The organism is Rhizobium leguminosarum, assembly GCF_001679785.1.
GTDB lineage: Bacteria > Pseudomonadota > Alphaproteobacteria > Rhizobiales > Rhizobiaceae > Rhizobium > Rhizobium leguminosarum_R.
Map to the genome: position 1 here is coordinate 122,130 of NZ_CP016291.1, position 26,798 is coordinate 148,927.

The following is a 26,798-nucleotide window of genomic DNA, read 5'->3' on the forward strand; positions in this document are numbered from 1 at the left end:
CTAAAAAATCACCTTGCCCTCGCCGGCTGGCGACCTAGCTTCAATGATTGCAGAATTTGGAGAATGCCGTGCAGGACGACGACGCTACTCAGGAAATGCTTTCACTGGTCTTGGAAGAGCCGGATCACTGGGCGATGTTTCTCGATATCGACGGGACGCTGCTCAATCTTGCGCCCACGCCGGATGCGATCGAGGTCCCAGAGGCGCTTCCCGGACAACTTCATCGCCTGTCGAACAAGCTTGGCGGTGCCCTGGCGCTGGTCACAGGACGATCGCTTGCCTATGCAGACGAGCTGTTCAAGCCCTTTGCATTTCCGACAGCAGGCCTGCACGGCGCGGAAATCAGGAACGCCGCTGGAATGCAGACGATCGAGGCGACACCTGAATTTCAGGCGCTGAAGCATGCGCTAACCGCGGAAGCCGAGCACTATCCTGGAGTCTTGATCGAGGATAAAGGTGCGGCCGTTGCCGCCCATTACCGGCTCGCGCCCGAATATGAAAAGGTGCTCGAAGACCGCATGCACTACTATGCGGAGCTCGCCGGGCCGAATTGGGCATTGCAGCTCGGCAAGATGGTATTCGAGCTGCGTCCGGCACGGTCGAGCAAGGGCGATGCGCTCGAGCGGTTTTTCCAGTCCGACCCGTTCAAGAACCGCTCCCCGATTACCATCGGCGATGATCTGACCGACGAGTCGATGTTTGCGGTCGCCAATGCGCGTGGCGGCGTTTCGGTGCGTGTCGGTGCGATCGGCGCCCCGAGCTGCGCCACGAGCCGGCTGTCCTCTTCTGCGCTGGTCCGAAATGTCATTGCTGCCTTGGCCGCCTGAGGTACGCTGGTGGACGATGTGCACGCGGATTGCTGTCGTCTTTACGCCGGCTCCGCGGCATTAATTGTCAAAAAAGTATCGGTTTGAGCCGGGAATCGTGGTGGCGGGCGTGACACGAGCCCATTACACTCCCCTTAACAATAAAGCCAAAAAGGGAATTTGGCGGGCGGCTTGGAACCGTCCTCGGAGGAGGAAACAATGGAACCTGACTTGGAAGTCATTCAGATCCGCCCGGGCGAATCTTTCGCAACGAAGGCGCATGGCTATCCCTACCATACGGTTCGTTGGCATTTTCACCCGGAATACGAACTTCATCTCGTCGTGGCGACAACAGGACGGTATTTCGTCGGCGACTTCATCGGCGAGTTCGAGCCTGGTAATCTTCTGCTTGCCGGGCCTAATCTTCCACATAACTGGATCAGCGATGTCCCGACGGGATCGAGCATCCCGCTTCGATGCCAGCTCATCCAGTTCAGCGAGAATTTCATCATCGACACGATGAAGGTGCTGGCCGAACTCGGCCCCTTCGAACCTGTTCTCGAAGCCTCCCGTCGCGGCGTGCTTTTCGGCGCCGAGACCAGCCGGCAGGTCGCACCTTTGATGAACGAGGTGCAGCAGGCGCAGGGTGTGCGCCGTATCGAGCTTTTCATGATGATCGTCGGCCTGCTCAGCCGGGCGCAAGATGCGCAGCTTCTCGCCAGCCCGAGCTATCTGCCCGATCCCTCCGGTTACATGTCGGCTGGCATCAACAAAGCGCTCGCCTATATCGGGGAACACCTGACCAAATCCTTCGACGAAGCCGATCTCGCAGCGATTGCTGGACAATCGACAGGCGCCTTTTCGCGCGGCTTTCGCCGCCATACCGGCATGTCGCTGGTGCAATATGTCAAACGCCTGCGCATCAACCTGGCCTGCCAGATACTGATGAGCGATGACCACGCATCGATCATCGATATCTGCTTCGAGGTCGGCTTCAACAATCTGTCTAACTTCAACCGGCAGTTTCTCGCGGAAAAAGGCATGACGCCTTCCCGTTTCCGACGGTTGTTGGGTGACAATATCAACGTGGCAAAGGCGGCCTAGAGGAGCCGAACGAGCACGTCCATGGGACGAGGAGGAGGAACGAAAACTGACACTGACTTGAACGCGGGCACGCGATGAGCGGCTTGTGATCGGAGATGCTTGTCCTCAAAAACGTCAAACCGCCGGGACAGGCGCGACCGTTCCTTCAGCCGAACGGCCACAGCAGAACAGTGCGATCACTACACAATTTTTTCAATGGGAGGAGATGGAAATGATGAAATTCTCAACACAGGCGGCAGGCGCCGCGGTATTTGTCCTGTCCTTGCTCGGCGGTACTTCCGCCTTTGCGCAAACCGCCGTTTCGGATGCGACAGTGGCATTCCTCATGCCCGACCAGGGCTCGACCCGCTACGAGGAGCACGACCACCCGGGCTTCGTCGCGGAAATGAAGAAACTTTGCGCGTCGTGCAAGGTTCTCTATCAGAACGCCGATGCCGATATCGCAAAACAGCAGCAACAGTTCAATTCGGCCATCACGCAAGGCGCCAAGGTCATCGTGCTGGACCCTGTGGATTCGGCGGCCGCCGCATCGCTCGTCCAGCTCGCACAGAGCCAGGGCGTCAAGGTCATTGCCTATGACCGTCCGATCCCGAAGGGGAAGGCCGATTTCTACGTCTCCTTCGACAACAAGGCGATCGGCAAGGCGATCGCGGAATCGCTCGTCCAGCATCTGAAGGCACAGAAGGTGCCGACCGAAGGCGGCGGCATTCTGCAGATCAACGGTTCACCGACCGATGCGGCTGCCGGGCTGATCAAGGACGGCATTCATGAGGGTCTGGCGAGCGGCGGATACAAGACCCTTGCCGAATTCGACACGCCCAACTGGCAGCCCGCGAACGCCCAGCAATGGGCGGGCGGGCAGATCACCCGCTTCGGCAAACAGATCGTCGGCGTGGTCGCTGCCAATGACGGCACCGGCGGCGGCGCCATCGCAGCTTTCAAGGCGGCGGGTGTGGATCCGGTGCCGCCGGTCACCGGCAATGATGCGACGATCGCTGCGCTGCAGCTGATCATAGCAGGGGATCAGTACAATACGATTTCCAAGCCGAGTGAAATCGTCGCCGCTGCCGCTGCCAACGTCGCCGTGAAGCTCCTGGCCGGAGAAACGATCAAGGCCGAAATGACGCTCTACGACACGCCCGCACAGCTCTTCGTACCGGCTGTCGTTACCGCCGAAAACCTCAAGGCCGAGATCATCGACAAGAAGATCAACACCGCCGAGGAGCTGTGCACCGGCCGCTATGCCGACGGCTGCAAGAAACTCGGCATCACCAAGTAATCGAGCCAAGGGAAAGCGCGGCCGGCCACCGGTCGCGCTTCCGATTTTCGCTTTTTCGAAAGGCCAGGCGATGTCTGAAACCTCTCATACTCCTGACCCTTCCCGTCAGCCTGTCCTCAGTCTGCGTGGAATATCGAAGAACTTTGGAGCAGTGTCGGCGCTCACCGATATCGAACTCGATGTGTATGCCGGCGAGGTCGTGGCGCTCGTGGGCGACAACGGCGCCGGCAAATCGACGCTTGTCAAGATCCTGGCCGGCGTGCACCAGCCAAGCTCGGGCACGATCTTCTTCGAAGACAAACCGGTCAACCTGTCGAGCCCGAGCGCCGCTCTCGACCTCGGCATCGCAACCGTCTTCCAGGATTTGGCGCTTTGCGAAAATCTGGACGTCGTCGCCAATATCTTTCTCGGCAAGGAGCTCAGCCCCTATCAGCTCGATGAAGTCAAGATGGAGATCGCCGCCTGGAAGCTCTTGAACGAGCTTTCGGCCCGCCTTCCGAGCGTGCGCGAACCCGTCGCCTCGCTCTCCGGCGGACAGCGCCAGACGGTAGCAATCGCCCGATCGCTGTTGCTCCAGCCGAAACTGATCATGCTCGACGAACCCACAGCAGCGCTCGGCGTCGCCCAGACCGCTGAAGTGCTTGACCTCATCGAGCGCGTGCGGGAACGCGGCCTCGCCGTCATCATGATCAGCCACAATATGGAGGATGTTCGCGCCGTCGCCGACCGTATTGTCGTCCTTCGGCTCGGACGCAACAACGGCACCATGCCGCCCGACGCATCCAACGAACAGCTCGTCAGCGCCATCACCGGCGCATCCAACAATTCCGTCTCCCGCCGCGCGATGCGCCGCAAGGCGCAAAGCCAACAAAACGAGGAGGGCAGGCCATGATGAAGACCATCCAGAATGAACCGGCAACACCTGCGCTCCTCGACCGACGTGACGAAAGAGTGCACCACGACGATAGCCTTGCCGGCTCGATCCGCGCCTTTGGGGATCGCATCCGCTCCGGCGATCTCGGTTCGCTGCCGGTCATTGTCGGCCTGGCGATCATCTGGACGGTGTTCCAGGCGCTCAATCCGGTGTTTCTCTCGAGCAGCAACCTTGTCAACATGCTGTTCGACTGCTCGACCGTCGGCGTCATCTCGCTGGGTATCGTCTGCATCCTGATGGTGGGTGAGATCGACCTTTCCGTCGGCTCCGTCAGCGGCTTCGCCTCGGCACTGGTCGGCGTCTTCTGGGTCAACCAGGGCTGGCCGGTGGTTTTGGCGATCCTCGCCGCCATGATTGCCGGCGCCCTGATCGGCTCGCTCTACGCGTTTCTCTTCAACCGCTTCGGCATGCCGAGCTTCGTGTCGACGCTGTCGGGGCTGCTCGCGGTTCTCGGCCTGCAGCTCTATATCCTCGGAGCAACCGGTTCGATCAATCTTCCCTATGGTTCCTGGCTCGTGAGTTTCGGCCAGATCATGGTCATGCCGGACCCGGTCGCCTATCTGCTGGTGGCCCTTGCCGGCATTGCCTTTTTCTTCTCCAGCTACCGCACCTCGGCGCGCCGGCGGGCGGCCGGCCTGTCGGCGAAATCGGCCGGCGGACTGCTTGTCCGCGCTGTCATCATCACCGTCGCCCTGGAAGCAGTCGCATTCTATCTCAACCAGTCGCGCGGCATTCCCTGGATGTTCGGTCTTTTCGTCGGGCTCGTCGCCGCCATGAACTATGCGCTGACGCGCACGAAATGGGGACGCTCGATGCATGCCGTCGGCGGCAACAGGGAGGCTGCCCGTCGTTCCGGCATCAACGTCTCGCGCATCTACACGAGCGCCTTCGTCATGTGCGCCCTGCTTGCTGCCACCGGCGGCGTTCTCTCCGCCGCGCGGCTGGCGACGGCAAGTCAACAGGCCGGCACGGGCGACGTCAATCTCAACGCCATCGCCGCAGCAGTCATCGGCGGCACGAGCCTGTTCGGCGGGCGCGGCAGCGCCTACTCAGCCCTTCTCGGCATCATCGTCATCCAGTCGATCGCCAGTGGGCTGACGCTTCTCGATCTGTCGTCATCGCTTCGATACATGATCACCGGCGCTGTCCTTGCCGTCGCCGTCATCGTCGACTCGCTGGCACGCCGATCGCGAATTTCGCACGGCCGAGCCTAAAGCAACCAGAAAGCAGAGGAAGAAAATGGGACAGGATCTGTCTGGAAAAGTCGCGGCTGTCACCGGAGCGGCGTCGGGTATCGGCCTTGAATGCGCCAAGACCATGCTTGCCGCGGGCGCTCGGGTCGTGCTGGTCGACCGAAATGAAGACGCCTTGAAGGAAATCTGCTCGAAACTCGACGCCAACGCCATTCCCTTGGTCATCGATCTCACCGATCCGAAAAGCGTCGAACGGATGATGCCTGAGATTCTGGAGAAAGCCGGCCAGCTGGACATCTTCCACGCCAATGCCGGCTCCTATATCGGCGGCGAGGTGCTGGGCGGCGACCCGGATGCCTGGGACCGGATGCTCAACCTGAACATCAACGCCGCCTTCCGTTCGGTGCATGCCGTTTTGCCGCATATGGTCGAGCGCAAGACCGGGGATATCATCCTGACGAGTTCCGTCGCCGGCATGATCCCCGTCGTCTGGGAGCCGATTTACACGGCCTCGAAACACGCGGTCCAGGCATTCGTCCACACGCTGAGGCGGCAGGTGGCCAAGCATGGCTTGCGCGTCGGCGCCGTCGCTCCAGGCCCCGTGGTCACGGCCCTCCTCAGCGATTGGCCGCAGGAGAAGTTGGACGAGGCGCTCGCCGCGGGTGGCCTGATGGAGGCGAACGAAGTGGCCGAAGCGGTGCTCTTCATGCTGACGCGTCCACGCAACATCACCATTCGCGATCTCGTCATCCTGCCGCAAAGCGCCGACATCTGACGAAGGTGCATCCGCCTTCAACACTCGCGAAACCCCACTCAAGAGGAAACGGCCATGATCTTCGACAGATTTCGCCTGAACGGACAGGTGGCACTGGTCACCGGCGGCACGCGCGGCATCGGGCTTGCGATCGCCGAGGCGCTCGGCGAGGCGGGCGCCAAGATCATCATCACGGGCCGAACCCGCAATGCAGCATCGGAAGACCGGCTCTTCAGGGCCGGCGTCGATTGCGATTTCATCGTCGCCGACCTGATGGAGGGAAGCGCTGCCGACGAACTCGTCACTGAGACCCTCTCACGGGCGGGACGACTCGACATCCTCGTCAACAATGCCGGCATCGCCATTCATGGCGACAGCGGCGAGTTTTCCGATGCCATCTGGCGCGAGATCATGACCGTCAATGTCGACGCCGTCTTTCGCGCCTGCCGCGCCGCACTCGCACCGATGCGCCGCCAGGGCGGCGGCGTCATCCTCAATATCGGCTCGATATCGGGCATCGTGTCCAACATTCCCCAAAACCAGGTCGCCTATAATACCTCCAAGGCGGCGGTCCACATGATGACGAAAAGCCTCGCCAGCGAAGTTGCCGCCGAGAATATCCGCGTCAACGCCATCGCCCCCGGCTACATCGAGACCGATCTGTCGCGCGGCGGCATCGACAATCCCGACTGGTTCCCGACCTGGCGCAGCATGACCCCGATGGGACGCGTCGGGCAGCCGGAGGAGGTGGCGGGTGCCGCATTGTTCCTCTGCTCGGCGGCGGCAAGTTATGTCACCGGCGAAGTGCTGGTTATCGACGGCGGTTATACGACGCGGTGAGACGCGAGCACTGGAGTTGGGGAGGGGTGGCACGCAATAGCTTGGTCGGCGGCGAGTTTCTCTCCTGCCGTCATATGGACAGCACATGCTCACGCCAGGCAATCAAGCATCCACTGGACTCCAAAGCGATCAGTGAGCTTACCATAATAGCTTCCCCATGGCTGGACGGCGAGCGGTGTCGTAATCTTGCCGCCCTCGGCCAGCCGTGCGAAGAGGCTGGCGGTACTGTCTCGGTCGTCCATGATCAGCATATGGGCGGAACCTCGCATCGGCTCGGCATCGTGATTGTCCGAGGCGAAGAACAGAATACCAGGTCCTTCGAAACGAGCGTGCATCACCATGCCCCGCATGGCTTCGCTGGCAACGGGCATCCCGTCTGCGCCGTGGCTCTCCAATTGCGTGACCCGGCCAAGCCCGCATTCGGCATAGAAGGCGAGCGCCTCTTCGCAACCGGTGGAAAAGAACAGATAGTTGGCAAGCTGCATGGTCTGGCTCCGTCAAGGCGCCGGACCGCGACGCCTGGTATCGCCGGCCCGGCATTGCATCAAGTCTGAGATTTCCGAGCGTCCACCGCGATCGTTACGAGGCGGCAACCGCACCCTGGATGGCGCCGACGAGATCGGCATTGTCATAGCTGCGGCCGGCGATACCCCAGGCCCCTTCAGGCGCGTAGACGATGTTCGACCATATATGCTCGCGCTTGAGCCGGCCTTCGGCGGCCTGTTCGATGACATCGGCTGCTTTTTCGAAGAAGGACCGTTTTGCTTCAGCGCTCACCAGCGCTATCTCGGGCAGCTTGAGCTCAACGAAGGCTGCAGCGATCGGCTCTCCCGCCGCAAGTACATGCTCCCGCGGCAGCACGTTGATCGTGCCGATAATATTGGCTGTCATGAAGCCATTGCCGGTCAAGCCGGCGGCATCGAGCAACGCGTCTGTCAATCCGGCAAAGGCCTGCGCCTGGGCCTCCTGTGAGAGCAGGCCTTCGGGTATGGTGAGCGTGATGGGCATCGCATGTCTCCTTGTTTGAACCGTGACCGTTTTTGATATATACCGGTCACTCTTTATGCATACACATCGATCACTCTCCTAGCAAGACATAAAGAGTGATCACTCTCAAAAGGGACATATATGCGATACAGTGCCGAACATAAGCAGGAGACCCGAACGCGCGTCATTGCCGCGGCTGGACAGGTTTTCAGAAAGGAAGGCTATGGCGGTGCGGGCATCGATGCCTTGACCAAGGCGGCAGGCGTGACCAACGGTGCTTTCTACGGACATTTCAAGTCCAAGGGCGAAGCCTTTCGCACCGCCGTGCTGACGGGCCTCGAAGAGCTGCGGCAAGGAATTGCGGCGCTAAGGGCCAGTCAACCAAAAGACTGGCTGACGACATTCGTCGGCTACTATCTCGGCTATAAAAGAACCTGCGATCTGGGCGAGAGCTGCGCTCTGCCGAGCCTTTCCCCCGACGTCATGCGAGCAGACGATGAAACACGAAGCGCCTATACGGCAGAACTCAAACGTCTCATCGAGGAAGTTGCGGTCGGCTTGCCTGAGAGTGAGATACCGGGTCAATCCAAAAGGCGCCGGGAAGATCAGGCGATCTTGCTGCTCGCCATGCTCAGTGGCGGTGTGACCCTCGCCCGCGCTGCTTCAGACCCGGCGCTGTCCAAACGCATTGCAGATGTCATCGCGCAGGCGGCAGTGACGACGATAGAGCCGGGAAACTGATCCAGTCGCTTGACGACATTCCCGTGCTCAGGGGATCGCTTTTCCGCGCAATGTCCCGATCAGTCTCTGGAACGTCAGCTCGGTCCCGGGATGGTGATTTCGAACTCGGTGCCGGCGCCGGTCGTCTGCAGCAGGCGGATCGTACCGCCATGGGAACTCAGCATGGCGCGGACGATACCGAGGCCCATGCCGGTACCGCCCTGCTCGCGGCGGGTCGAGAAGAACGGCTGAAAGATGCGTTGGCGATTTGCCTCGGAAATACCGCTGCCGTCGTCACGGACAAGAATGACGGCTGTTCGGGCATCGGCCGATATTCTGAGTTCCAACAGCGTGGCACCGTGCTGAAGAGCGTTTTCGGCAAGATTGGCAAAGACGATGCCGGCTGCCTCCTGGGGAAGAGCAACCGATATTTCCGTATCGCCGGCGCCGGAAATATTGAGAGCGGGAAATCGCCCGCGCAGTGAGGATATGATGTCCGTGACGCTGCTTCTGCCCTCGGCGACAGGCGTTTCCGCCTGCGCAAGTTCCCTCAGCCGCTGCAACAATGCATCGAGCCGGACGGCATCGGCGATGATGTTGTCGAGAAAGTGCAAACGCTGCGCCTTCGTCATCGGTCTTTCGGCATCGTCATCGCGCAAAAGCTCTGCCGCACCGCGGATGGCCGTCAGCGGCGATTTCAGTTCGTGGGAGACATGGGCGGCGAAGGAGCGAACATATTCGGTGCGATCGACCAGTTTTCCGGCGAGATCGAGGAAGCTTTGCGACAGGACGGCGATCTCGCGCGTTCCATAGCTTTCAAGCGGCTGGATTGCTCCCTTGCCGCCGCGGGCGATCTCTTCCGTCCGGGCGATCAAAGCGTCGATAGGCCCGGTGATGGTGCGCGTCAGCACATACGCAACGCCGAGCGTCAGCATGAAGGCGACGACGAGGGCGCCGATCTCCGCCGGTGCCATCCGGTTCGAACTCGCCTCCACGGCACGAAACCAGATGACGATCAGGATCGGCAGCGCCATGACAGCGAGAAGCACCACATAGACGATCAGCGCCAGCGTCGGCCGCCATTTCGTCCTGACTTTCGGTGCCGGCATCAGGCCTTCCTCCCGCTTTCGATGCCGAGTTTGAAGCCGATGCCGTGAACGGTTGCAATGATCGCGGAACCGCCGACCGCCAGGAACTTGGCCCTGATGTTGCGGATATGGCTGTCGATCGTCCGGTCAGCGACATAGGTTCCGGCGCCATAGGCCGCCTCCATCAGCTGTTCGCGGCTGAAGACCATATCGGGGCGTGCCAATAATGCGTCCAGGATTGCGAATTCGAGCGCTGTCATTGCGATGGTGCTCTCGCCAAACATGACCGTCCTGCCACGCCGATCCAGGCTGAGTTCACCGGCGACAAGGGTGGCGTGGCGTCTGTCAGGCCCCGCTTCATTGCTGCTGCGCTTCAAAATCGCCTTGACCCGCGCGATGAGTTCGCGCGGGCTGAACGGCTTGGTAACATAATCGTCTCCGCCGATTTCGAGACCCAGTACCCTGTCGATCTCCTCGTCACGCGCCGAAAGAAACAGGATCGGCAATCCCGACGTCTTGCGGATCTGGCGGCAGACTTCCAGGCCGTCCATGTCGGGCATGCCGATATCGAGGATGATGAGATCGATGTTGCCGCGGCGGAAGGCCGTCATCGCCTCGGTGCCGTTGCGGGCGGCCATCGATGCCAGGCCGGCGCGCTCAAGGGCGAAGCAAATCACGTCGCGGATATGAGGTTCGTCATCGATGACGAGAATGCGGGGCGCCATCACCAGTCCTGCATTGGTTTGTCGTGCCTGTTGTTATCGTTCTCGTTCTATCTTGCAATGGGAGCCAGAAGATAACTCTCCAGCCGCGCCGCCCGGAAGGTCCAGTTCCGCCAGTCCCGCCGGCGCATCTCAAAATTCCTGGCGAGGTAGTACCGAACTGTCGCAGCTTGGCTCCTCTGGTCGATCAGGTGATCCGGCAGCTTGAGGAGGTAGAGATCGAGCGCCGGAATGACGGAGGGACCGAGCGAGGAGAGATAATCGAGGTCGAGCGGCGGGCCTTGTTGGCTGATTTCCTGGCTGTGGGTGACATTGAAGCGGGCAATGACATCAGGGAAATCGATGAAGGCGCTGATGTAGAGCACCGCAATCAGGGAAGCGAGGTTCGCGGCGATCAGCCACTCGTTGGATCGGTTGAGCAGAATGCGCAGCAGGATCAAGACAAGGCCGATAGCGACGAGGCCCATCCAGAGACCGGCGGCGACGCGCAGTTCCGTCAGCGAATAGGCCTCGACGTAAAGCCCAAGCCGCAGCATCGAGGACAGGCAGAGAAGAATGTTCTGACCGATCCAGGCGTGGACGAGGCCGCGGATCAGCGAATTTTGATCGCCAGGCCCGCCGCGCCGCATGGCGACGAGAACAAAACCGGCGGCCAGAAGCGCCGTCGCAATCAGCGGATAGGCGCCGCGATGAGCGTATTCGGCATGGCTCATGTGATCGGGCAGGTCTGCGCCGCCCCAGAGATAGACGAGATCGAGAAGTGTCTGCACGGCAAAGAGCGCGTTGAAGAGGAGCAGCGACCGCAGTAGGGAGGCCTGGCCGAACGGTGCATTTCTGGTCGGCACGATGACGAACGCCCTGCTGGCTTGCAACCTCGCAGTGCGCCGCTTCAGCCGCGGCCGCAACATCGCCCAGACCACAGTAGCGATCATCATCCAGAAGCCGATCCGCCAAAGGTCGAGAAACTGCAGCAGAACGGCAAAACGGATACTGCGCAGCGCGATCTCGATAAGCGGGTTTGCAGCCGCAAAGAGGAACACGAAGACTGCGGCGAGAGCGAGCGGCATAATCCAGAGGCCGACGCCCTGCCAAACGACGGTGAAGGAGAAACGTTTGGCCGGCGTCTTAAGATATTTCCTAATATCGTCGGCAAGCCGCAAGGGAATGACAAGAGTGAAACGGAGAAACACCAGCGGCAGACCGGTCAGACTGCGAGGCATAAGCCTGGCGCCGACGAGAGCAACCGCTATCAGCGCGCTGAAGCAAAGGGCGATGCCGGTTAATGAGGGCGCCTCCAGCAGAGGTGCCGACGCCAGAGCCGAGAAACCAAACAGGAGAGCCATTGACGGCGCTCGGATCTTCCCGGCCGAAAGTAGAATGCCGGCGCAGACGGCGAGCGCAAACAGGAAAAGGTTTATCCCGGGCATCTGACCAAAGATCAGAAAATCAGCCAGCGCCACCAGCGCAAATAGCGTGGCAATCCGGCTACTGCCACGCCTGATGGGCATTGCTTCTGTCAGCGTGTCGGTTGTGTCCATTAGTGCTCCTCTCGTAGATGCCGCTTTTCGATCACGATGAGCATGGTTGTTGGGGTTTCCTCGGAGGCGGCCCCGCGAGGCCAGCTCGCCTCCGTCAGCCACCATCCGTCATTGCGGAGGCGATCCGGCAAAGCCGGACGGTGTGGCGCGAGGGAGATGTCGTTCTTGCTCATGGCGGAAGAATGCCGCGCCGGCTTGCAGATTTTGTGCAGAGAGTGAGCAGCAATTCAGGAAAATTGCTCGGACCTATGAGGTCTCGCCGCGGCCACCAGGTGCCTGATAGACAATATTTCCGGCGACGGCACCGACGTAATCAACGATCGCGCGCAGCGTATCCGGCCATAGTTCTGAACGGACCGCCGCCTGATAGACAGCATCAACGATATCGACATGATCCATATCAGCGCCGCTCGTTTTCACGATGATGGTTCCGCCAAATGCAACGATCGCACCATTTCGATTACTGCCTAAATGTCTAAGGAGAGGCAAGATAACGAGCGTCACCCGATCAGGCGATATCTTGCGCCGTCTCGTTCACCGAATGACCTGCCGGGATTTGTGAGGTTGAAGAAATCGGGAAGGACTCATCTGAACCTTGGCGCGCGCTTGGCATTGTGAAGCAATTCGGAGGCGGTCGCGAACGGCCCGAAGAGTTTGAGCAGCAGCGCTTGTTCCTCGGCATCTATGCGGTGACGAGCGCAGAACTCCGTCACGGACCAGACTTTCGTCAGATCGTCTGTTTCGACTTGCCTGGGTTCGATGTGTTCGGTCACGGCGTGTCCTCCGAACATCAAGACTACGCCACGCCGGCATTTATAAGAACTAGCTAAAAAGGATTATATACCGGCGTCCCGCCGGGCCTTGTATCAGAGTGGCGAATATGCGGACGCCCGCCGATTGCGCGGCGGGCGTCGTGTCTCACTGATCTATCGCTGCGGATCAAACACCGACGCCGTCGGGATGAGCATCCGTGCCGGTGATGTTGAGCGTCACCTTGGCAGTGTCCGTGTGGCCTTCGCCATCGGAGATCTTGTAGTAACGGAGAACTTCCGTGTACGTCTGACCTGCATCCAGATCGGAGGTCAGTTCATAGGTGAATGTGCCATCCGCCTTGACGTGGAACATGCCGTAGGTGCCGGCAACGTCGGTAACGGCGCCATCCTTGGCGTCTACCTGCTCGGTCAGGAACTGACGCAGGAACATCTTGCCGTTGTCGCCGGCAATGTCGTTGTCCAGAACGTTGCCGCCGATGGCGCTGCCTTCGGTGAAGCTGAAGGTATCGTCGACTGCGATCGGCTTGACTTGGGTTACGCCCTGGATGTTCAGGGTGAACAGGCCGACATCGGTATGACCGCTGCCGTCGGAGATCTTGTAGGAAACCTTCTCCTGGAACGATTCGCCGTTGGCGAAGCCGATCTTGGCAGCGTCGCTCAGGACATAGGTGTAGCTGCCGTCCGGCTTGACGAAGAAGGTGCCGTAATCGCCCTGGATTTGGGTAACCTGGCTGTTGCCGCTCTTGGCGCCTACGCTTGCGCCGTCGAAGGCGCGCAGGAACAAGTGGCCGTTGTCGGAGGAATCGTTGGAAAGCAGATTTCCGGAAATAACGTCGGTTTCTTGAAATGTTGCACTATCATCAGTTGCATGTATCGGCGAAGCCATTGCTCTCTCCTCAAAATGTTTATTAGCGGGTCAATTTCGACCTCAGCGAGCGGCTCCTTTAACAACCTATTAATACTACAAGTCAATGGCCTATTTAACGGAAGGTTAATTTCGATGGCGATCTTCGCGTTGCTTCCATTCTGGCGGAATAATGTCACTCCCGCGCAAAATTGAAGAAAATTCGGCAAAAACTATACCCGGCTAACTTGAATAAAATGGTACCGCGTATATCTGAAGGCGATTGGCGATGCCCTGCGCCAACCATCCGGGCTATCCGTTGCAATTGTGCTCGCTGAGCCCTATGTTGCTGATGTCCCCGATCCAAGCGGAAATCCAAGCCGTTGCCGGCTGCTGATTGAGACGCTTATGGATCGGCGCGCGCCTTAAGGCTGCGTGATGGGCAATCCCACAAACAATCGATAACGCCGGCCAAGGCCGGCAAAGGATTTCTTTTTGAACAACACACATACAGCCACCGCGGTTGCGGCGGCGAATCCGCGTGAGGATGACGAGGCTGTCCGCAATGCTCCCAAGAGCTGGAAGCCGTTTCCCTGCCTTCTCACCCGCCGCGAATTGCAGGTTCTGATCGCCGAACAGCTCGGCTGAGCGGCGATCGGGCCACCATCCCAAACAAGGAGAACTCGCAATGCAGGTACTCGTCAGAGACAACAATGTCGATCAAGCGCTCAGAGGCTTGAAAAAGAAAATGCAGCGCGAAGGGCTGTTCCGTGAAATGAAGGAACGGCGCGCCTATGAGAAGCCGTCCGAACGTCGCGTCAGGGAAAAGGCACAGGCGATCAGCCGACATCGCAAGGCTGCACGCAAGCAGATGCAGCGTGAAGGCCTGCTGCCCGGTCCGAAGCGGGCGGTGGCCGCCCGTTAACGGCTTTATCCCCACCAGCCTTCCCGGGCTTTGGCGGTTACATTCCCCTGAAAGGACAGACAATGGACGAACTCAATAGCCTCACCGTTTCGGAAGAACGCCTCGAGGATTGCCGCGATGTCGTGGAGCCGGATCTGCAGGATCTGATTCAACGCGCTCTGACATCGGGCTTTTCCCGGGAGGAAGTTCTCATCGCCGTCAGCGAACTGGTCGCCGAAGACTTCGCAATGGTCATGAAAACCCCAAGCGTCCATTGATCGATTGCGTGCCTCGATCACCTTGGGAATGGGCTCACTAGGGCCCGCCGCTGGGAACCTCGGCCGCGGCAGATGGTTACTTCGTCTCTTGCACAGATGGAGATGACGATGGCCAATCAAGACGATGCGACACGGGTATGGGAATTGATCGACAAGATCGGGTTTTGCATGCTGACGACCCGCAGCGGCGACGATCTGCGAGCCCGGCCGATGTCCGCCTATACCGCGCAGCTCGAGAATGCGATCTATTTCCTGACGGATGTCAGCAGTCACAAGGACGATGAAATCACTCGCTGGCCAAACGTGTGCCTCGCCTTTGCCGACACCAAGGGACAGAAATATGTTTCCGTATCGGGGACGGCCGAGGTGCAAAACGACCGGGAGAGAATCAGGGAATTATGGGCGACGCCGGCAAAGGCGTGGTGGGACAATCCCGACGATCCTTCCATCCGTATCCTCAAGATGACGCCGGCTTCGGCCGAATATTGGGACAGCCCGGGCACGATCATCAGCTATATCAAGATGGCGGCCGCAGCAGTCTCGAACAGCAAACCTGATATGGGCGACAATGCTGAGGTCAAACTCTAGCGCATCGTCGGCCACTAAACCCGCTTATAGCGCCGCATCTTTTAGACGCGCAAAGGATGCTGTAACACCCTGAATTGCTGCATCATTTTATCCCTAGATCGATTCCGGCTAAGGAATTATGCCGGAGCCGATGCCTTGACGAAATCGATAAATGCGCGGAGCGGCGCCGGTACCAGCCGACGCCCGGGGTAGTATAGAAACGGCCCGGAGAAGCGCTGCCACCACGGTTCGAGGATGGGCTCGAGCGCGCCACTGTCTATATGCGGGCGCAACCAGTCCTCGAAGAGGCAGACGATCCCTGTTCCTGATATCGCTGCATCGACAGCTAAATCGGTCGCTCCGCCGACCCGCACGATCAGCGGCCCCGTCGGATCGACCCGCACGATCTCGCCATCGCGTTCGAACTCCCACGGCGCCGTCATCGCGCCGCTGGCAAAGCGACCCAATAGACAGGCATGGCCGAGCAGCTCGCTCGGATGTTGCGGCCGGCCACGGCGATCGAGGTAGTCCGGGGAGGCTGCGATGGCAAAGCGCTGGACGCGTGGCCCGATCGGTATCGCGATCATATCCTGCTCCAATCGCTCGTCGTAGCGGATGCCGGCGTCGCAGCCGGCCGCGATCACGTCGACAAAGCTCTCGTCGGTGACCACTTCCAGCCGAATATCGGGATAGGCGGTGAGGAACGGTGGAACGATGGCGGGCAGCACCAGCCGCGCCGCGCTGACCGGCACATTGAGGCGCAAGGCACCGGCCGGCCTGTCGCGAAAACCGTTGACGACGTCGAGGGCAGACTCCACCTCGCTCAAAGCAGGGCCGAGCCGCTCCAGCAAGCCCTTGCCCGCTTCGGTCGGGACGACGCTGCGTGTCGTCCGGTTGAGCAGCCTGACGCCGAGCTGAGCCTCCAGGCGGCGCACCGCCTCGCTGAGGAAGGAGGCGCTGCTGCCGCTGACGCGCGCGCCTTCGCGAAAACCGCCGGCACGTGCCACGGCAACAAAGGCATTGAGATCACCCAGATCTGCTTTCATTGTTCGCCACTCCGCACAGCCTGTGCGGATTATAGCCAATTTTCACACGCGCCGACAATGCTTATCTTAGGCCTATCTTGGCGTCATCTCCTGAAAGGAATTTGGTCATGTCCACTATCGATCAGTCCGGCACGTTCATTCTCGGCGGCCGCAGCGTAAAGCGGCTTGGCTATGGCGCCATGCAGCTTGCCGGGCCTGGCGTGTTTGGCCCGCCCAAAGATCATGGCGCGGCCTTGGCCGTGCTGCGGGAGGCGGTCGCGAGCGGCGTAAACCACATCGACACCAGCGACTTCTATGGCCCGCACGTCACCAACCAGATTATCCGCGAAGCGCTGCATCCCTATCGCGACGATCTCACCATCGTCACCAAGATCGGCGCCCGGCGCGGCGCGGACGGATCGTGGATTCCGGCCTTCTCGCGCGAGGAGCTGACGGAGGCAGTACACGACAACCTCCGCAATCTCGGCCTCGATGTGCTTGATGTCGTCAATCTCAGGATCATGTTCGACGTGCACGGCCCGGCCGAAGGGTCGATCGAAGCGCCGCTGACAGTGCTCGCCGATCTTCAGCGGCAAGGCCTGGTGCGTCACGTCGGGCTGAGCAACGCCACATCCAAGCAGATCACCGAAGGGCGTGGGATCACCGAGATCGTCTGCGTGCAGAACCAGTACAATCTGGCGCATCGGGCCGACGATGCCCTGATCGACGATCTCGCGCGCGACGGCATCGCCTATGTGCCGTTCTTTCCGCTCGGCGGGTTCAGCCCGCTGCAGTCGTCCACCCTGTCCGATGTCGCCGCACGCCTTGAAGCCACGCCCATGCAGGTGGCGCTCGCCTGGCTGCTGCATCGCGCCGAAAATATCCTGCTGATCCCTGGCACTTCGTCCGTCGGCCATCTCAGGGAGAACCTCGCCACTGCCGCGCTCGTGCTGCCGGATGACGCCGCCTCGGAATTGAACCGCATGGCTGATGTCGCCGCCTAAAGGTCGCCGGCGACCCGACGCTACGCCACGCTCTTGCGCGGCGTAGCGTCGCAATCCCTACATCGATTCCGATTTAGGGAATTATGCGGTAGCCCGCCGCCTGTTGCGGCTATGCTTTCAATAGCGCTCCGGCACATACATTTCAGGCGGAACCGGCGCCCTGTTGTAATCGGCGTTACGGATGCGGTCCGGCAACTGGATCTCCGGTTTCGGAACATCCTCGTAAGGGATCTGCTCCAGAAGATGGGCGATGCAGTTCAAACGCGCCCGTTTCTTGTCTACGGCCTGTACCACCCACCAGGGTGCATCCTCCGTGTGGGTACGCGCCAGCATTTCTTCCTTGGCTTTGGTGTACTCCTCCCAATGGACACGGCTTTCCATATCCATCGGTGACAGCTTCCATTGCTTCAGCGGATCGTGGATACGCATATTGAAGCGGAACTCCTGCTCCTCGTCGGTGATCGAAAACCAGTATTTGATCAGCACGATTCCGGAGCGGACCAGCATGCGTTCGAATTCAGGCACCGAGCGAAAGAACTCCTCGAGTTCATCGGGGGTGCAGAACCCCATCACGCGCTCGACACCGGCGCGATTATACCAGCTTCGGTCGAAGAGCACGATCTCGCCACCGGTTGGAAGATGCGGGACATAACGCTGAAAATACCATTGATGGCGTTCCCGCTCGGTAGGGGCGGGCAGCGCGACCGTCCGGCAGACGCGCGGATTGAGCCGCTGGGTCACGCGCTTGATCGCGCCTCCCTTGCCGGCCGAATCCCGGCCTTCGAATAGCACCACCACCTTCAGCTTCTTATGCTGGACCCAATCCTGCAGCCGCACCAGTTCGTGCTGCAAGCGGAAAAGCTCCCGGAAGTAGATCTTTCGCTCGAGCGTCTGCTCCGCCGGTTCCGACATTCCTTCGGCGACAAGATCGTCGAGCCGATCTTCCTCCATCTGCATTTCCAGCTCTTCATCGAAGCTGTCGGCGATTTCGGCCTTTATCCGGTTGAGCTGGTCCTGATGTGTTCGCGACATGGGTTTCCCTTCCTGCTTTTGTTGACAGGAGCATGTCAGTGCGAAGTTTATATGACGACCACTGATCGAAGGCTGAAACGGTTTACCCGGGTCCCTCGTTCCAAGCGCGGCTACAGCCGTCCCGTCCGGTACTGGTCGACAAGATTCCGGCAGGCGCGGATCGTCAGGGCCATGACGGTGAGCGTCGTGCCGGCGACGCCGCTGCCGGGGAAGGCGCTGGCGTCGGTGACGATGAGGTTCGGGGCATCCCAGACCTGATTGTAGGGGTTGAGCACAGAAGCTTGCCGGGTTTCGCCCATGCGCGCGCCGCCCGTCTCATGGATTGCGGCGCCCATGCACATGGTCTTGCGGAACCATTTGCGGAACATGAAGCGGCTGAAGGCATCGGCTTCGGGAAAGGCACCCTTGCCCATTTCCTTGAGGCCGGTGGGCGAGCCGATGAATTCGAGGTCGCCGCCAATCTCCTCGATCATGGCGATCAACGTCTCCTCCTGCCTTTTGAGCAGTGCCTGCTCCTCCTCTTGCATGACGCAGCGGATATGCGGCACGGGAATGTTCCAGGCATCCTTGCGCCTCAGATCGAGCGTGATGCGGTTGTCGGCATAGGGCAGCATGCGGCCGAAACCGAAGAAGGCGAGACGCGCATCTCTGTCCCCGGAGACCGGCGCCCGGCCGACGCTTCCCTGGTAGTCGAAATCGCCGCGAGCGGCGTCGCCCTCGCCGAAGCGGGGAATGAAGATCCCGCCCGACGGATTGTAGAATGGGTCGGTCGGCGCGGAGTCGTCGGGCGCCCAACCCTTCGCCTTGGAAAAGGAGCCGAAGGCGAGGCACGGCAGCTGGTCCATGAAATAGCGACCGAGAGCGCCCGAGCTGTTGCCGAGCCCATCCGGATGTTTCGCCGAAGCCGAATTCAAGAGCAGCCGCACACTCTCTATCGGTGAGGCGGAAAGCACCACAGTCGCGGCGCGAGCCGTTGATACCGCGCCCGTGTTGCGATCGATGTATTCCGCGCCGGTGGCGCGGCCGGTCTTCTCGTCCGTGGTGATGCGGCGAACGACGGCGTCGTAGCGGATGGTCAGCTCACCCGTCGCCTTTGCTTCTCGCAGCGGTCGCGGCATCCGGTCGGCGTCAGGCGCGATGTAGCGCCAGGAGACGACGTGCCTTTCCGGCCAGCGGCTTTCAACCACCTGCTTGAAGATCTGTTCGGCAGGCGTCAGGCTTGCCGGCTTCGCATAGATGCCATCCGGCAGGGTGGCCACGTTGTCCTTGTTGCCGTAGAGCCCGAGATAGGCCTCGACCTCGTCGTAGAAAGGCACCAGCTCGTCATAGGAGACCGGCCAGTCCACGCCCTTTCCGGCGCGTGAGCGGATCTTGAAATCGTCGTCGGTCCAGCGCAGCAGCACCCGGCCGAAACTGTGGAGGCGCCCACCGCCCTGGCGGCCTCGGATCCAGAGGAAGGGTTCACCCTTCGGCGTCGTATAGGGGTTCTTGCGGTCGTTGACGAAGAAGTGGCTGAAGCGCTCGGTGAAAAAGGCTGCGCGCGCCTGGATCGGCTGGCCCTTGAGGGTGGCCCGCGCACGCTCCCAGATATTGATGCTGCTTGCCGGCGCCTTCTTGCGCGCGGGATCGAAATCCTTCGGCCCGACGGCGGGGCCGGCCTCGAGCAGCAGCACCGACAGCCCCTGTGCCGTCAGTTCCTTTACCGCAAAGGAACCCGCCGCGCCGGAGCCGATCACCAGCGCATCATAGACGATCTCAGACATGTCTTTTCAAATCCTGTCCTGGAGCAATCCTCAAAACGGCGCGAAACGCACCCGGAATTGCGGGAAAACAAAGGGATGGTGCGTCACAGCCGCGATCCGTCAGCGCCGAAGAGGGACGCCTTGGCGATATCGAGCCCGGGAGCCAGAGCATCGCCAGGCTGCAGCGTGACATCGCCCAAGAGCCGGAGCGAAAGGCTCTGGTCTGCCAAGTCGAACCAGACGACGGCGTCCGAACCCATCGGCTCGACGACGGAAACGCGACCGGGAATGGTGGGCAGGCCGCTGGTGGCGCCATCGAGCACAAGGTGTTCCGGGCGAAAGCCGAGCGTTGCCGGTCCTTCCGCCGCGTCCGCCCGGAAGGAATAACCGGAGAGATCGACAGTGAGCTCCTTGCTCCGGAAGACCGGAGCGCCGTTGCCGCGCTCGATCCGGCCCTCGACGAAATTCATCGCAGGAGCGCCGATGAAGCCGGCGACGAAGAGATTGATCGGGCGGCGGTAGATCTCGGCTGGCGCGGCGAGCTGCTGGATGACGCCGTCGCGCATGATGGCGATGCGGTCGGCCAGCGTCAGGGCCTCGACCTGGTCGTGGGTGACGTAAATCATGGTGTTGCCGAGGCGCTGGTGCAGTTTCTTGATCTCGACGCGCAATTCGTTGCGCAGCTTGGCATCGAGGTTCGACAGTGGTTCGTCGAACAGGAAGACATCCACTTCACGCACCAGCGCCCGGCCGATGGCGACGCGCTGGCGCTGACCGCCGGAAAGCTCGGCAGGACGCCGGTCGAGCAGCTTGTCGAGTTGGAGGAGGGCGGCGGTGCGGGCGACACGGGCCTCGATCTCGGCCTTCGGCAGGCGTGCGACGCGAAGGCCGAAGGAGAGGTTCTTGCGGACCGACATACGCGGATAGAGCGCGTAGGACTGGAAGACCATGCCGATGCCGCGGTCCTTCGGCTCCTCCCAGCTGACATTCTTGCCTGAGATCGAGACCTCGCCTGATGTAATGTCCTGGAGACCGGCAATGGCGTTCAGAAGCGTGGACTTGCCGCAGCCGGAAGGGCCGAGCAGCACCAGGAACTCCCGCGGCGCGATATCGATCGACATCTTCTCGATCACCGTATGGTCGCCATAGGCGATCTTCAGGTCCTTGACGGAGACGGCAGATTGCATGGAAGCGTTACCCCTTGACTGCGCCGGCCGCGATGCCGCGCACGAACCAGCGGCCGGACAGGAAATAGATGGCAAGCGGAACGATGGCGGTGAGGATCGTCGCCGCCATGTTCACGTTGTAGGTTCGCTCGCCCATCGTGGTGTTGACGATATTGTTGAGCTGCACGGTCATCGGCAGGTTGTCGCGCCCGGCAAAGACGAGACCGAGCAGAAAGTCGTTCCAGATGCCGGTGAACTGCAGCATGGAGACCACCACGACCATCGGCACGGCAATCGGCAGCATGATCTCGAAAAAGATGCGCCAGAAGCCCGCGCCGTCGACGCGCGCCGCTTTGCACAGCTCCTCCGGCACGCTGACGAAATAGTTGCGGAAGAGCAGCGTCACCAGCGGCAGGCCGAAGATGACATGCACAAGAATGATACCGGCGAGCGAATTATAGAGATCGATATTCGCCATCGCCCGGACCATCGGATAGAGGAAGATCTGGTAGGGGATGAGGCCGCCGGCCATCAGCAGGCCGAAGAGCAGGTTTGCCCCGCGCGGCCGCCAGAGCGACAGCGCATAGCCGTTGACGGCGCCGATGAAGACGGAGAGCGCGACCGAGGGGAGGGTGATCGCCACCGAATTCCAGAAGCCGCTGCGAATGCCGACGCAGACGGTTCCCATGCAGGCGCCCGACCAGGCGGTCACCCAGGCAGAGAAATCGAATGTGGCCGGCAGGGCAAAGATCTGCCCGAGCCGGATTTCGTCCATGGACTTCAGCGAGGTGACGACCATGGTGTAGAGCGGCAGAAGGAAGAAAAGTGCGGCGATGAAAAGGAAGGCATAGAGGCCGATGCGCCCGGCGGTGATTTGTGCCGGCTTCGGGCCGTTCGGATGAGGACGGGCCATCACGCAGCCCCCTTTGCTTTGTCACGCATGTGCATCGCATAGCGGAACGGGGCGACTGCGATGATCACGCCGAGGACAAGCACCGTCGCGCCTGCTGTCGCGAGGCCGAGGTTCTGGCGCCCGAACAGATTGTCCATGATGAATTTCGCCGGCACCTCTGTCGCATTGCCGGGACCGCCATTGGTCATGGCAACGACGATGTCATAGGTCTTGATCACGCCCATGGCGAGCAGCATGCCGGCCGCGGCCAGCGCCGGCCCGAGCTGGGGCAGGATGATCGAGACATAGATCCGCCAGACGGGAATGCCGTCGATCCGCGCCGCCTTCCATTGCTCGGCTTCGATGCCACGCATGCCGGCGAGCGCAATGACCATGACGAGCCCCGCGCCCTGCCACACGCCGGCAAGCACCAGCGCATAGATCGCCATGTCGCGATTGACCACCCAGTCGAGGACGAAGCTTTCCCAGCCGAGCGAACGCACGCTCGCCTGGATGCCGAGCGTCGGATTGAGCATCCATTGCCAGATCAGCCCGGTCACCACGAAGGACATGGCGTAGGGATAGAGGAATATGGTTCTGAAGGCGCTTTCGAAGCGGATCTTGCGATCCAGCGCCGCGGCCAGCAGGAAGCCGAGCAGCAAACAGCCTGCGACGTAAAGGACGCCGAAGATCAACACGTTTTGCAGCGATGCCAGCCACTTGGCGGAAGAGAGGAGCTTCGAATATTGCGCCAAGCCGACATAGGTCGAGGACGGAAAAAGCGTCGAATTGGTGAAGGACAGCCGGATCGACCACGCCATGGTGCCGATGAATACCACGACGGCGACGAACCATGTCGGCAAAAGGGCGATGGTCGCGGAAAGATTGGGCTTGCGTTTGATGGACATCGGCCAGTTCGTTGACGGGTGGAAAGCAGGGTTCGCACCACCGCGCGAGGCGGCGGCCGGCAGCCGTGGCGTCGACATCAGGCCGACGCCACCGGCGCTATGCTACTCGAAGACGGCGAAGAAATTCTCGGCCGCGGCGGCCGCATCATTCGAGCCGCCGCTCCAGTACTCGTCGACGAAGTCGTCGAGCGCGCCGACCTGCTGGGGCGTCAGCACAATCGCCTGATCCGGCACGATCGCACCCGCGGCCATCAGCTCGACACCCTTCTGGGCGCAGACGTCCAGTTTCGACTTGTCGACGTCGGAGCGCATCGGAACCGAACCCTTCTTGAGCGCGAACTCCACCTGGATAGCCGGGTCCATGACGACTTCGGCAAGAAGTTTCTGTGCTTTGTCGGTCTCAGCCTTGCCGGTCTTGGGGAACCAGAGGGCGTCGGCGATGTAGACCATGCCCTTCGACTCCGGCACGATCATGCAGCCATAGTCTTTGCCCGGCTCCTTGCCGGCAACGGTGAATTCGCCCTTGGCCCAGTCGCCCATGAACTGCACGCCGGCCTTGGCGGTGATCAGCATGGCGGTGGCGTCGTTCCAGTTGCGGCCGGCTGCACCCGCATCGACATAGCCACGCAGCTTGCCGAGGATTTCAAGGGCCTTCTTCACGCCTTCGACGGATGCCGGGCTCTTGTCCTTATCGACATAGATCTTCAGGAAACCGTCGATCCCCACCTGCGAGAGCAGGATCATGTTGAAGACCTTGGTTTGCTGCCAGGGCTGGCCGCCCCAGGCGACCGGAACGATGCCGGCAGTCTTCATCTTGTCGAGATCGGCAAAGAGCTCGTCCCAGGTTTTGGGCTCTTGCGAAATGCCGGCCTTCTCGAAGGCTTCCTTCGAATAGAAGATCCAGCTTTCACCATGGGCGCCGGTCGGCGCAAGATAGACCTTGCCGTCATAGGAGATCAGATCGTGGATCGATTTCGGCAGGGCGTCGGCCCATTTGCCGGAGGAGGCCACATCGTCGATGGGATTGAAAAGGCCCTGGTTGATGAAATCGGCGGCAGCGAGACCGATGACGCCCTGCTTGGCGCCGGGGGCGTCACCGGCGACGATACGGTTCTGGAAGGCGGCATCGGCCGCGCCGAAGCCGGCGATCGAGGAATCCTTCCAAACGCCGCCGCGCTTTTCGAACTCAGTCTTGATGACGTTGAGGGCGGCAGCTTCGCCGCCCGACGTCCAGGACGACATGATCTCGATCGTCGGCTTGTCCTCGGCATGAGCCGAGGCGAAGAGACCGGCGAATGCCACGCCGGCAAGAAAAAGCTTCATCATGTTCTTCATTGTTCCACCTCTTGAAAATGCCCTCTTTGCGGGGCGTTTTGTTGTCTTAGGAATGACTGTCAGCGATAGATCGGCAGGAGCGCCTGCCGGACGAGCGTGAGCCCGTTGGCGATGTCGCGGACGGGATCGGGCGCGGCATCGAGTTCGAGGATCGCCCAGCCTTCATAGGCCCGGTCGCGCAGCAGCCGAATCCAGGCCGGCCAATCGACCCGTCCGAGGCCGAAGCTGCAGAAATAGGGCTGGTGGCGTTCATGGATATGTTTGTCGATCGGCGTGTCGGCGGGCATGGGGCCGATCGCATCCTTCCAATGGGCGATGATCATGCGCTCGTGATGGCGATCGACGAGCTGGATTGGATCGGAGCCGGCAACGATGATATGGGCCGTGTCCGGGCACATATGCACATAGGCCGGGTCGGTCAAAAACATCATCAAGTCGACGTCGCGCGCGGCGGCAAAGATCGAGTGCGCCTCGGTGTGCAGCGCGAGCCGCACGCCCCTGGCATAGAGGGTCGCGCCGAGCCGATTCAGGAAATCGGCGATCACCTTGGCGCGGTCGAAATCGTAGAATTGCACCGGCTGGGCGCCGAGCGTCTGGCGTAGGGGCGCGCCGATCACCATGATGTCGCTGCCGCAGGCTTTCAGGAAATCGGCATATCGTTCCGCCTTGTCGATCAGCGCGCGCTGGGCCTCGGGCTCAGCAAAGTCGCCGGCCGCCTCCAGTTCCGCGAAGAAGCCGCTGCACAGCGTCAGGCCGCGTCTTGCCAGCTCGGCCGCGAAGGCGTCGACGGAACCGTAGGTCTTGATCGCGTCCTGCCAGTTGAAGGGAGAGAAGGTCAGCTCGACGCCGGTCACGCCGGAAGCCTGGACGCTGTCGAGTATCTTGTCCCAGAAGGCGCGTGGCTCGGCGCGGGCATAACCGACGATCGCATCATGGCTGTCGACGCCCCAGAAGCCGGGATGAAAGAATGTCACGAGATCGACGCCGAAGCGCAGCCTGTCGCCAGTAGCCATAACCTGTCCATTTCTCGAGGCATGACCTACCCGCGTGCGGAAGAGCAGTTCCGCATCCAATAAGCCATGGATTTTCAACGCATTAAGAAATGGCAATCGTTTGCCATGGCTAGATAATAGCCAAGCCGGTTTTTTAAGCAAGCGATTTTTGGCAAACGTTTGCTATAAATCGCTCCCTGCCTTAGAGTTGCAAATCGAAGCATCCGGGAGAATGAAGTAAACATGAACAAAAACAAGGATGTGGTGGGAGAGGAGCCATCGGGTGCATTGATGGCCGATGTCGCGCGGCTCGCCGGCGTTGCCATCTCGACAGTCAGCCGGGCGCTCGCCAATCCCGGACGGGTCAACGAGAAGACGCGCGCCAAGATCAATGCCGCAGCCAGGCAACTGGGCTACACCCCGAACGCCATGGCGCGCGGTCTCAGGGTCGGCAAATCCAACATCATCATGATCATCCTGCCGGGATCGCTCTACTATGGTGCTTCCCAGGTCATTCCGCAGGTGCTGCAGAGTATCAATAAATCGCTGATCCAGGGCGGCTACAACCTGATGATCGCCAACCTCGATCGCGATGAAGTTTCCGAACGGCATATTCTGGACCTCGCTTTCGGCGGCAGCGTGCGTGGAGCCATCATCCTGTCGTCGAAGCTTCCGGAGGTTGACGGGCGCTCGCTGGCCAATTCCGGCCTGCCGATCGTGTCGATGCTGCTCGACATGAGCGATGCCGGCCTGCAGAGCGTCGTGACGAACGACCGCGAAGCCGTGCGCGACGTCACGGCTGAACTGATCCGATTGGGTCATCGGCGGTTCTTCTATCTTGCGGGGCCTGAAGGCAATTATCACGATGTCGAGCGTTATGGCGGCGTGCTCGAGGCGCTTGAGGCGGCAGGATTGTCCGAGGACTCGGTGCATCGCTCGGGTGGTCATCTCGATTATCAGCATGGCTTCGACATTGGGGTCCAGGCGGCGGATGATTTCGCCGAGTTGACCGAGAAACCGACAGCCGTCATCGCGACCAGCGACGACATGGCCATTTCTTTTGTCAGCCGTATCCAGCGAACGGGCCTAAGCATTCCCGGTGACGTGTCCGTCGTCTCCTTCGACGGCTCCCCCGTCTGCGAATTCTGCTCTCCGCCGCTCTCGACGATCAAGCAGCCGGTGGAAGAAATGGGGCGCGCGGCCGTGGATCTCCTGCTCGACGCCATTGGCCAGAGGCAGAATACGGCGGCGGTTCGCACCGTCATCCGCAGCAGCCTGATCGTGCGGGAGAGCATCGCCGCTCCGAAGAGCTGGCGATGACGGTACAACCGGCCGCGCATCCCGTGCAGAAACGCCGACATTGTCAATTTG

At 60.8% G+C, this 26,798-nt stretch carries 29 protein-coding genes and 1 pseudogene; 14 read left to right on the top strand and 16 right to left on the bottom strand.

What is annotated here, in order from left to right; all coding sequences use genetic code 11:
* Positions 1-47 precede the first annotated feature (47 nt).
* The 7 genes from otsB (at position 48) to BA011_RS37660 (ending at position 6,910) form a co-directional block, all read left to right on the top strand.
* On the top strand, positions 48-827 hold the full coding sequence (gene otsB / locus BA011_RS37630) for a trehalose-phosphatase (RefSeq protein ID WP_186806640.1): 780 nt from the start codon (positions 48-50) through the stop codon (positions 825-827).
* 198 nt (positions 828-1,025) lie between these two features.
* The gene (locus BA011_RS37635; RefSeq protein ID WP_065284562.1) at positions 1,026-1,910 is read left to right on the top strand and encodes a helix-turn-helix domain-containing protein; all 885 of its coding nucleotides are present in this window, start codon (positions 1,026-1,028) and stop codon (positions 1,908-1,910) included.
* A gap of 205 nt (positions 1,911-2,115) precedes the next feature.
* A complete protein-coding gene (locus tag BA011_RS37640; RefSeq protein WP_020047782.1) occupies positions 2,116-3,189 on the top strand; it encodes a sugar ABC transporter substrate-binding protein in 1,074 nt (357 codons plus the stop codon).
* Between the two features lie 70 nt (positions 3,190-3,259).
* Positions 3,260-4,081: an ATP-binding cassette domain-containing protein gene (locus tag BA011_RS37645; protein WP_027667307.1), complete on the top strand. Its 822-nt coding sequence runs from the start codon at positions 3,260-3,262 to the stop codon at positions 4,079-4,081.
* Positions 4,078-5,337 (top strand): sugar ABC transporter permease, encoded by a 1,260-nt coding sequence (locus BA011_RS37650; protein ID WP_065284563.1) that lies wholly within the window; start codon positions 4,078-4,080, stop codon positions 5,335-5,337. The genes BA011_RS37645 and BA011_RS37650 overlap by 4 nt, the downstream gene beginning before the upstream one ends.
* Positions 5,338-5,362: 25 nt before the next feature.
* Positions 5,363-6,091 (top strand): SDR family oxidoreductase, encoded by a 729-nt coding sequence (locus tag BA011_RS37655; protein ID WP_020047785.1) that lies wholly within the window; start codon positions 5,363-5,365, stop codon positions 6,089-6,091.
* Between the two features lie 54 nt (positions 6,092-6,145).
* Positions 6,146-6,910 carry an SDR family NAD(P)-dependent oxidoreductase gene (locus BA011_RS37660; protein ID WP_065284564.1) on the top strand — a complete coding sequence of 255 codons (765 nt, stop codon included), beginning with the start codon at positions 6,146-6,148 and terminating at the stop codon, positions 6,908-6,910.
* Between the two features lie 89 nt (positions 6,911-6,999).
* Here BA011_RS37660 and BA011_RS37665 read toward each other — a convergent pair whose 3' ends face one another.
* On the bottom strand, positions 7,000-7,395 hold the full coding sequence (locus BA011_RS37665) for a VOC family protein (RefSeq protein WP_065284565.1): 396 nt from the start codon (positions 7,393-7,395) through the stop codon (positions 7,000-7,002).
* A 94-nt stretch (positions 7,396-7,489) separates the two neighbouring features.
* On the bottom strand, positions 7,490-7,918 hold the full coding sequence (locus BA011_RS37670) for a Tautomerase enzyme (protein ID WP_065284566.1): 429 nt from the start codon (positions 7,916-7,918) through the stop codon (positions 7,490-7,492).
* Between the two features lie 120 nt (positions 7,919-8,038).
* On the opposite strand from BA011_RS37670, the gene BA011_RS37675 reads away from it, so the two are divergent.
* The gene (locus BA011_RS37675; RefSeq protein ID WP_065284567.1) at positions 8,039-8,638 is read left to right on the top strand and encodes a TetR/AcrR family transcriptional regulator; all 600 of its coding nucleotides are present in this window, start codon (positions 8,039-8,041) and stop codon (positions 8,636-8,638) included.
* Between the two features lie 74 nt (positions 8,639-8,712).
* On the opposite strand, the gene BA011_RS37680 is transcribed toward BA011_RS37675, so the two are convergent.
* The 6 genes and pseudogenes from BA011_RS37680 to BA011_RS37700 form a co-directional block, all read right to left on the bottom strand.
* A complete protein-coding gene (locus BA011_RS37680) occupies positions 8,713-9,726 on the bottom strand; it encodes a sensor histidine kinase (RefSeq protein ID WP_065284568.1) in 1,014 nt (337 codons plus the stop codon).
* Positions 9,726-10,430 carry a response regulator gene (locus BA011_RS37685; protein ID WP_065284569.1) on the bottom strand — a complete coding sequence of 235 codons (705 nt, stop codon included), beginning with the start codon at positions 10,428-10,430 and terminating at the stop codon, positions 9,726-9,728. The genes BA011_RS37680 and BA011_RS37685 overlap by 1 nt, the downstream gene beginning before the upstream one ends.
* Before the next feature lie 47 nt (positions 10,431-10,477).
* A complete protein-coding gene (locus BA011_RS37690) occupies positions 10,478-11,965 on the bottom strand; it encodes a DUF4173 domain-containing protein (protein ID WP_065284570.1) in 1,488 nt (495 codons plus the stop codon).
* Between the two features lie 258 nt (positions 11,966-12,223).
* A pseudogene (locus BA011_RS43655) lies at positions 12,224-12,469 on the bottom strand (helix-turn-helix transcriptional regulator); the annotation flags it as partial.
* 80 nt (positions 12,470-12,549) lie between these two features.
* Positions 12,550-12,738: a hypothetical protein gene (locus BA011_RS37695; protein ID WP_003555203.1), complete on the bottom strand. Its 189-nt coding sequence runs from the start codon at positions 12,736-12,738 to the stop codon at positions 12,550-12,552.
* A 166-nt stretch (positions 12,739-12,904) separates the two neighbouring features.
* Complete coding sequence (locus BA011_RS37700) at positions 12,905-13,624, bottom strand: Ig-like domain-containing protein (RefSeq protein WP_065284571.1); 720 nt, start codon at positions 13,622-13,624, stop codon at positions 12,905-12,907.
* 453 nt (positions 13,625-14,077) lie between these two features.
* Between BA011_RS37700 and BA011_RS44745 the strand changes: the two genes are divergently transcribed.
* The 4 genes from BA011_RS44745 (at position 14,078) to BA011_RS37715 (ending at position 15,352) form a co-directional block, all read left to right on the top strand.
* Positions 14,078-14,230, top strand: coding sequence for a hypothetical protein (locus tag BA011_RS44745; protein WP_186806636.1), 153 nt, complete (start codon positions 14,078-14,080; stop codon positions 14,228-14,230).
* A gap of 40 nt (positions 14,231-14,270) precedes the next feature.
* Positions 14,271-14,507 carry a 30S ribosomal protein S21 gene (gene rpsU, locus BA011_RS37705; protein ID WP_065284572.1) on the top strand — a complete coding sequence of 79 codons (237 nt, stop codon included), beginning with the start codon at positions 14,271-14,273 and terminating at the stop codon, positions 14,505-14,507.
* 62 nt (positions 14,508-14,569) lie between these two features.
* Complete coding sequence (locus BA011_RS37710) at positions 14,570-14,764, top strand: hypothetical protein (RefSeq protein WP_003538349.1); 195 nt, start codon at positions 14,570-14,572, stop codon at positions 14,762-14,764.
* Positions 14,765-14,872: 108 nt separating this feature from the next.
* Entirely contained in the window at positions 14,873-15,352 is a 480-nt protein-coding gene (locus BA011_RS37715) for a pyridoxamine 5'-phosphate oxidase family protein (protein WP_065284573.1), read from the top strand.
* Positions 15,353-15,468: 116 nt separating this feature from the next.
* On the opposite strand, the gene BA011_RS37720 is transcribed toward BA011_RS37715, so the two are convergent.
* Positions 15,469-16,377, bottom strand: coding sequence for a LysR family transcriptional regulator (locus BA011_RS37720; RefSeq protein WP_065284574.1), 909 nt, complete (start codon positions 16,375-16,377; stop codon positions 15,469-15,471).
* Positions 16,378-16,484: 107 nt separating this feature from the next.
* Here BA011_RS37720 and BA011_RS37725 point away from each other — a divergent pair, with 107 nt between their 5' ends.
* Positions 16,485-17,360 carry an aldo/keto reductase family oxidoreductase gene (locus tag BA011_RS37725; protein WP_065284575.1) on the top strand — a complete coding sequence of 292 codons (876 nt, stop codon included), beginning with the start codon at positions 16,485-16,487 and terminating at the stop codon, positions 17,358-17,360.
* Between the two features lie 117 nt (positions 17,361-17,477).
* Here the strand turns inward: BA011_RS37725 and ppk2 are convergent, their stop codons facing one another.
* The 7 genes from ppk2 to BA011_RS37760 all read right to left on the bottom strand — a co-directional run bounded on the left by ppk2 (position 17,478) and on the right by BA011_RS37760 (position 25,448).
* Positions 17,478-18,392 (bottom strand): polyphosphate kinase 2, encoded by a 915-nt coding sequence (gene ppk2 / locus BA011_RS37730; protein ID WP_065284576.1) that lies wholly within the window; start codon positions 18,390-18,392, stop codon positions 17,478-17,480.
* Between the two features lie 110 nt (positions 18,393-18,502).
* Complete coding sequence (locus BA011_RS37735) at positions 18,503-20,155, bottom strand: GMC oxidoreductase (RefSeq protein WP_065284577.1); 1,653 nt, start codon at positions 20,153-20,155, stop codon at positions 18,503-18,505.
* Between the two features lie 83 nt (positions 20,156-20,238).
* Positions 20,239-21,321 (bottom strand): ABC transporter ATP-binding protein, encoded by a 1,083-nt coding sequence (locus BA011_RS37740; protein WP_065284578.1) that lies wholly within the window; start codon positions 21,319-21,321, stop codon positions 20,239-20,241.
* 7 nt (positions 21,322-21,328) lie between these two features.
* Positions 21,329-22,213, bottom strand: coding sequence for a carbohydrate ABC transporter permease (locus BA011_RS37745; protein WP_065284579.1), 885 nt, complete (start codon positions 22,211-22,213; stop codon positions 21,329-21,331).
* Complete coding sequence (locus BA011_RS37750; protein ID WP_065284580.1) at positions 22,213-23,100, bottom strand: carbohydrate ABC transporter permease; 888 nt, start codon at positions 23,098-23,100, stop codon at positions 22,213-22,215. Before BA011_RS37750 ends, BA011_RS37745 begins: the two co-directional genes overlap by 1 nt.
* A 102-nt stretch (positions 23,101-23,202) precedes the next feature.
* Positions 23,203-24,435 carry an ABC transporter substrate-binding protein gene (locus tag BA011_RS37755; RefSeq protein ID WP_065284581.1) on the bottom strand — a complete coding sequence of 411 codons (1,233 nt, stop codon included), beginning with the start codon at positions 24,433-24,435 and terminating at the stop codon, positions 23,203-23,205.
* Between the two features lie 59 nt (positions 24,436-24,494).
* Entirely contained in the window at positions 24,495-25,448 is a 954-nt protein-coding gene (locus tag BA011_RS37760; protein WP_065284582.1) for a sugar phosphate isomerase/epimerase family protein, read from the bottom strand.
* A gap of 222 nt (positions 25,449-25,670) precedes the next feature.
* Here BA011_RS37760 and BA011_RS37765 point away from each other — a divergent pair, with 222 nt between their 5' ends.
* Positions 25,671-26,747, top strand: coding sequence for a LacI family DNA-binding transcriptional regulator (locus tag BA011_RS37765; protein ID WP_065284583.1), 1,077 nt, complete (start codon positions 25,671-25,673; stop codon positions 26,745-26,747).
* Positions 26,748-26,798 lie beyond the last annotated feature (51 nt).